Origin of the sequence: Rhodococcus gordoniae, assembly GCF_001646655.1 — a bacterium.
GTDB lineage: Bacteria > Actinomycetota > Actinomycetes > Mycobacteriales > Mycobacteriaceae > Rhodococcus > Rhodococcus gordoniae.
In genome coordinates this window covers 1-7,414 of the sequence record NZ_LPZN01000009.1, presented here as the reverse complement: position 1 = coordinate 7,414, position 7,414 = coordinate 1, and the positions used below count along the sequence as shown (strand labels likewise).

The window sequence follows — 7,414 nt, the reverse complement described above, 5'->3', positions numbered from 1 at the left end:
GTCGGCACGCAGCTGGTCGCCTACGTCGTGCCCGCGGACGGTGCGCATGCGGACATCGAGTCGATAAGATCCGCCCTCGGTGCTCGAGTGCCGTCGTACATGGTGCCGTCGGCGTTCGTGACGCTCGATGCGTTGCCGCTGAACGTCAACGGGAAGCTCGACCGCAGGGCCCTGCCCGAACCGGTCTTCGAGACCCGCGAGTTCCGTGCCCCGAGCACACCGATCGAGGAGATCGTGGCCGGCGTGTTCGCCGACGTCCTCGGCCTCAGCCGAGTGGGCGTCGACGACGACTTCTTCGAACTCGGCGGCAACTCGCTGCTCGCCACCCAGGTCGTCTCGCGGATCGGCGCGGCGCTCGACACCCGCGTCCCCGTTCGCGTGCTGTTCGAGGCCCCCAGCGTCGCGGCGCTCGCCGTCGCGGCCGAGCAGCACACGGGTGCGGCGGCACGTCCGGCGCTGGTGCCGCAGCCGCGGCCCGACCGTGTGCCGTTGTCGCTCGCGCAGCAGCGCATGTGGTTCCTCAACCGCTTCGACACCGAATCGTCGGTCGACAACATCCCGGTCGCGGTGCGCCTGAGCGGTGCACTCGACCTCGGTGCGCTGCAGGCGGCGGTCCAGGACCTGCTGGCCCGGCACGAGGTGCTCCGCACCATCTACCCCGAGATCGACGGACAGCCCTACCAGCTGATCCTCCCCGTCTCGCAGGCCGCGCCCGACATCGACGTCGAACCGGCCACCGAGGACGACCTGCTGCACAAGGTGACCGGGGTCGTCTCCCGCGGGTTCGACGTCACCACCGAGATCCCGCTGCGCGCACGACTGTTCGAGCTCTCCGAGCGCGATCACGTGCTCGTCTTCGTCGTCCACCACATCAGCGCCGACGGCTGGTCCATCTCGCCGCTGACCCGCGACGTGATGACGGCGTACATGTCCCGCGCCGAGGGTGAAGCCCCCGGCTGGGCGCCGCTGCCGGTGCAGTACGCCGACTTCGCGATCTGGCAGCGTGCGGTCCTCGGCGGAGAGGACGATGCCGAGAGCCTGCTCGCTGCGCAGGCCGAGTACTGGAAGCGCACGCTCGCGGGTCTGCCCGACGAGCTGAATCTCCCCATGGACCGGCCGCGTCCTTCGATCCAGTCCTTCACCGGCGGCAAGATCGAGTTCGTCCTCGGCGCGGACCTGCACCGCGGCCTCGCGGCACTCGCACGCTCCACGGGCACCACGATGTTCATGGTGATGCACACCGCGCTCGCGGTGTTCCTGTCGAGGATCTCCGACAGCGACGACATCGCGATCGGCACGCCCATCGCCGGTCGTGGCGAATCGGAGGTCGACGACCTGGTCGGCATGTTCGTCAACACGCTCGTCCTGCGCACCCGGGTGGACGCGGGCAAGAGCTTCTCGGACCTCCTCTCGCGCGTGCGGGAGGGCGACCTCGAGGCGTTCGCCCACGCCGACATCCCCTTCGAGCGGCTCGTGGAGATCCTCAACCCCGAGCGGTCGACGGCACGCCACCCGCTGTTCCAGGTGGCACTGTCGTTCGAGAACCTGCCCGAGACGGCGCTGGAACTGCCCGAACTCACGGTGTCCGGAGTGCCCTTCGAGGTCGACACCGTCAAGTTCGACCTGTCGCTGACCCTCCGCGAGCATCGCGGCGGATCGGATGTCCCCGCCGGAATCTCGGCTGAATTCTCCTACGCGAGTGCGTTGTTCGACCGCTCGACGATCGAAGGATTCGCTCGACGGTTCGAGATGCTCGTCGCGGGAGTACTGGGCGATCCGCACCTGCCGGTCGGAGATCTACCGCTTCTCGACACAGACGAGTTCGACCGGCTCACGCACGTCCACGGCGACCGCGTCAGTGCAGGTGGAAGCCTCAGCGACATCCTCACTTCGGGCGTCGCGCGGGCCCCCGAGGCCGTCGCGGTGCGGTACGAGGGCCGGTCGGTCACCTACCGGGAACTCGACGAGACCTCGTCGCGCCTGGCCCGCATGCTCATCGAGCGAGGGGTCGGACCGGAGGACATCGTCGCCGTCGCGTACCCGCGTTCGTACGAGATGGTGCTGAGCGTGTGGGCGATCGCGAAGGCCGGTGCCGCCCACCTGCCGGTCGATCCGAACTACCCGATCGACCGCGTGCGCTACATGCTCGCGGATTCCGGTGCGGCCATGGGTATCACCGGGTCCGAATATCGCGAGGCGATGCCGGACGACTCCGACTGGGTCGTGCTCGACGCGCCGGAGACGGCCGCGGAACTGGACGCGCGGTCCGGTGCACCGGTCACCGACGCCGACCGCGTGCGGCCGATCCGGCTCGAACACCCGGCCTATGTGATCTACACGTCGGGTTCGACGGGTAGGCCCAAGGGCGTCGTGGTCACCCACACCGGTCTCGGTGGCGTCGTCGACACCGCCGTGGACCTCTACCACCTGCGTGCCGGCCACCGGTTCCTGCACATCTGCTCGCCGAGCTTCGACCCGTCGGTGCTCGAGTGGATGGCTGCATTCTCGAGCGGTGCGACGCTGGTGATCGTGCCGGGCCGGATCATCGGCGGCCCGGATCTTGCGGAACTGCTGCAGACCGAACAGGTGACCCACACGATCATCACGCCCGCAGTGCTGGGCACGATGGATCCTGCCGGTATCGACAGCCTCGAGGTGGTGTCGGTGGGCGGCGACGTCACCACACCCGAACTGCTCGGTCGCTGGGCGCCGGGACGGAAGTACTTCAACGGTTACGGCCCCACCGAGACCACGATCATCTCGTCGTTCGCCCGCCTGCAACCGGGCCGGCCGATCACGATCGGCAACCCGACCCACGGTGTATCCGCGCTCGTCCTCGATGCCCGGCTGAACCCGGTGCCCGAGGGTGTCGCAGGCGAGCTCTACATGGCAGGTGGCGCGCTCGCGCGGGGTTACCACGGGCGCACCGCCCTGACCGCCGAGCGGTTCGTCGCCAATCCCTACAGCAGCGACGGCTCGCGCATGTACCGCACGGGCGACGTGGTTCGCTGGCGTTCGCTCGAGGGCGGTCCCGTCGAGCTCGAATTCGTCGGCCGCAGCGACTTCCAGGTCAAGGTCCGCGGTTTCCGTATCGAGCTCGGCGAGATCGACGCGGCTCTCGCCGGACACGACAGTGTGGATTTCGCGGCTACTCTCGGCCGGACCACCGGTTCCGGCGCCACCGTGCTGGTGTCGTACGTGCTGCCGGTGCGGGGCCGAACGGTCGACACGGTGGAGTTGACCGAGTTCGTGGCACGGTCGTTGCCGCCGCACATGGTGCCGTCGGCCATCGTGGTGCTCGACGAGGTGCCGCTCACGCCGGTGGGCAAGCTCGATCGCGATGCGCTGCCGGAACCGGTGATCGAGGAGCGTGAGTACCGGGCCGCCGAGGGTGAGGTCGAGCAGATCATCTCCGAGGTGTTCGCGGAGGTTCTGCATCTGGACAAGGTGAGCGTCGACGAGTCGTTCTTCGCGCTCGGCGGCGACAGCATCGTGTCGATCCAGTTGGTGTCGCGGGCGAAGGCGCGCGGTGTGGTGTTCACCCCCCGGGACGTCTTCGAGCGTCGGTCGGTCGCCGGTCTCGCCGAGGTCGCGACGCGCTCCGAGGGCGGGACGACACTGCGTCCGGCCGAGCTTCCCGGTGGCGGTGTCGGCGAGGTTCCGCTGACGCCGATCATGCACGAGGTCCTGTCGTGGCCCGGTGGTTTCGATCGGTTCTCGCAGATCGTCGCCGTGACATTGCCGCGCGGGATCGATCAGGACGTGCTCGTTCGTACGATCGGTGCCGTCGTCGATCACCACGACGCCCTGCGTTCGATCCTCGAGCGCGGAACCGATGGGGAGCATGTCCTACGCGTTCGCGCCGCGGGAAGTGTCGATCCGGTGTCGATTCTCGAACGGGTCGAGCTACCCGCCGGAATCAGCGACGCAGATCTGACCGTCGTTGCGGAACGCGAGATCGACGCGGCGCTGGGCCGGCTCGATCCTGCCAGCGGTTCGGTCCTCCGGTTCGTGTGGTTCGATTTCGGCGGTGAGCGTGCGGGCATCCTCGCGGTCGTCGCCCACCATCTGGTCGTGGACGGCGTCTCGTGGCGCATCCTGCTGCCGGACCTCGGCCTGGCCTGGGGGCAGATCGTCTCCGGCCAGGAAGTGTCGCTCGACGCCGTGGGCACGTCCCTGCGGCGATGGGCGCACGGTCTCGTGGCTGCGGCCTCGGAGCGCCGGGCGGAACTTCCTCTGTGGGAGCGCATTCTGGAGGGCCCGGACCCGGCTCTGGGCTCACGTCCGTTCGATCCTGCCGTCGACACCGTCTCCACCGTCCGACGGATCGAGCTGTCTCTCCCGGCGTCCGAAACCGATGCTCTGCTGACGTCGGTGCCGACATTGTTCCGCGGTGGTGTCGCCGACGGCCTGATGGCTGCGCTCGGCCTGGCACTCGTGCGGTGGCGACGCGATCGAGGCATCGAATCGTCTTCGGCACTGGTCGAATTCGAAGGTCACGGACGGGAGGAGTCCGTCCTGCCGGGAGCGGACCTGTCGAGGACGGTCGGGTGGTTCACCAGTGCGTACCCGGTCCGGGTCGACCTGACCGGAGTGGACGTGGACGAGGCGTTCGCCGGTGGCGCTGCGATCGGATCGGCCGTGAAGGCGGTCAAGGAACAGCTCCTGGCCATCCCGGACAAGGGCATGGGATTCGGCCTGCTGCGCTATCTGGATCCGGAATCGTCGGCGCGGTTGGCGTCGATCGCCCGAGTGCCGCAGGTGAGCTTCAACTATCTGGGCCGGATGTCGTCGGCGGACGTACCGGAGGGTCTCGCGGAGATCGGCTGGGCACCGACCTCCGCGCTCGGCGAGCTGGATGTTGCTCAGGACGCCGACATGCCCGCCAACGCGAGCGTCGATATCAATGCGATCGTCTCGGACGGCGACGGCGGACCCCAGCTCGGCGCGAGCATCGCCTTCCCGTCGGGGTTGCTGGATTCCGACGACGTGGACGAGCTTGCTCAGCATTGGTCGCAGGCACTGAGCGCACTCGCACAGTACGCGGCATCACCGGATGCGGGTGGCCTGACACCGTCCGACCTGCTGCTCGCCGGTCTGGAACAGAGCGAGATCGAGGAATGGGAGCAGCGCTACCCGGCGCTCTCGGACGTGTGGCCGCTGTCGCCGCTGCAGGCGGGTCTGCTGTTCCACGCGTCGATGGTGACCGAGGAGCACGTCGACGTCTACACCATGCAGGCCGTGCTGGACCTCGAGGGTGAGGTGGATCCGGCGCGCCTGCGTGCGGCCGGACAAGCACTGCTGGACCGATACCCGAATCTCAGGACCGCTTTCGTCACGGACGCGGAGGGACGGTCCCTGCAACTGGTGCTCGACGACGTCGAGCTTCCCTGGCGAGAACTCGATTCGAGCGACACCGAGGACGAGCGACGGATGGCCGCGGTCGCATCGGCATTGGCGGACGAGCAGTCCCGCCGCTTCGACATGGAGTCGGCACCGCTCATTCGGTTCCTGCTCGTGAGATCCGGAACGAACCGGTACCACCTCGGAGTCACGACCCATCACATCCTTCTCGACGGCTGGTCGATGCCGCTGCTCATGCAGGATCTGATGGCCCTGTACGTGCTCCGCGGTGATCCCACGGCACTGCCGCGCGCGCGCTCCTACCGCAGTTTCCTCGCGTGGCTCGCCGAGCAGGACAGGACGGTTTCGCTCGACGCGTGGGCCACCGCGCTCGAAGGGCTCGGAGATCCGACCGCCATCGCTCCGGTTCAGCGCGACCCCGGGAACGACACGATCTCCACGGTCCGCGTCCTGCTCGACACCGAGCGCACCGCCCGGTTGACCGCCCTCGCGGCCGATCTCGGCGTAACCGTGAACACCCTCGTGCAGGCTGCCTGGGGCGTAGTGCTCGGCCGCATCACCGGCAGCTCGGACGTCGTGTTCGGCGCGACCGTGTCGGGTCGTCCCGCCGACCTGCCCGGCGTCGAGTCGATGGTGGGTCTGTTCATCAACACACTGCCGGTGCGCGTGAGGACGAACCGGCACGAATCCGTGTCGCAGATGCTCCGACGTCTGCAGGCGGAGCAGGCGGGATTGCTCGATCACCACTATGTCGGCCTGTCCGACATCGAACAGCGCATCGGCACGCCGATCGGATTCGACTCCCTGCTGGTGTTCGAGTCGTACCCGATCGATCGGGACGCGCTGTCCGACGCTGCGGGCTCGATCGACGGCATGACGATCACGGGCGTCGGAGTGAAGGACGCCACGCATTATCCGATAACGCTGCTCACCGTCGCCGACAGCGAGATCGAGCTGACCTTCAAATACCTGGAGCGGTTCTTCGACGAGGCCGAGGTCGTTCACCTCTCCCGGCGATTCGTGCGTGTGCTGGAGGCGTTCGTCGAGGATTCCGACACGGCGGTCGCCGACATCGAACTCGTCGAGGCCGACGAACTCGCGCGTATCGTGGCCGAATCCGGGCCCTCCGCGGTGGTGGCCGGTACGGGAGCGGGCACCCTCGCCACCGTGCTCGCGGAAGTGGTCGAAGTGGACCCCTCGGCGCCCGCACTCGCCGTGCCCGCCGAACCCGAGGCCGACGGGCAGGGTGTGGAGATCTCGTACCGCGAACTCGACGAACGGTCTTCCCGCCTGGCCCGCATGCTCATCGATCGCGGGCTGGGAACAGGCGATGCTGTCGCCGTCTCGATGCCACGATCGGTGGACTCGGTGGTCGCGCAGTGGGCGGTGGCCAAGACCGGCGCGGCACTCGTGATGGTCGACCCGGCTCGCCACGGCGAAGAGCTGCCGGCGGGAGCCGCGGTGGGTCTGACCCTCTCGAAGGCGGCAGGATCCCTGTCGGGCGACTGGATCGTCGTGGACGACGAGAAGGTGCAGACGGACCTGTCGGCTCTCTCGGCCGCTCCTGTGACGTACTCGGACCGGCTGCGTCCGGTGGAACCGTCGGACGCGGCGGCGGTCATCGGGTCGCGGACGTTCACGAACGCCGAACTTCTCGAGCGGATCGACGAGCTCCGCGAGAGGTACGAGCTGACCTACGAGTCGCGGAGCGCCGCCCTGGGCAGCGTCGACGTCGAATCGGTGGCCCTCGAGCCGCTGACCGTGACCGCGACGGGTGCGGTCGTCGTGGTCGTACCCGAGAAGACGGTGTCGGGGGCCTCCCTGGACGGTGTGCTCTACAACGAGTGGGTCACGCACGTCCACCTGCCGGAAGCCTCGCTGCGCACGCTCGAGCCGGGCAGTCTCGAGGATCTCGCGGTGGTCGTCGTGGTCGACGAGGTGCCCCAGGATCTGCTCGACGAATGGGGCGCGGCGCACCGGGTGCACCGGCTCTCCGATCCGGACTGACCGCAGGCGGGGCCGTCCTCGGACGGCCCCGCCGATGCGCGGG

General features: G+C 68.5%; 1 protein-coding gene. It reads left to right on the top strand.

Going from position 1 to position 7,414, the window contains the following annotated elements:
- Nucleotides 1-7,371 (top strand): non-ribosomal peptide synthetase (locus A8G18_RS05820; protein WP_157100843.1); only part of this gene is annotated, 7,371 nt, incomplete at its 5' end.
- Nucleotides 7,372-7,414: the final 43 nt, after the last annotated feature.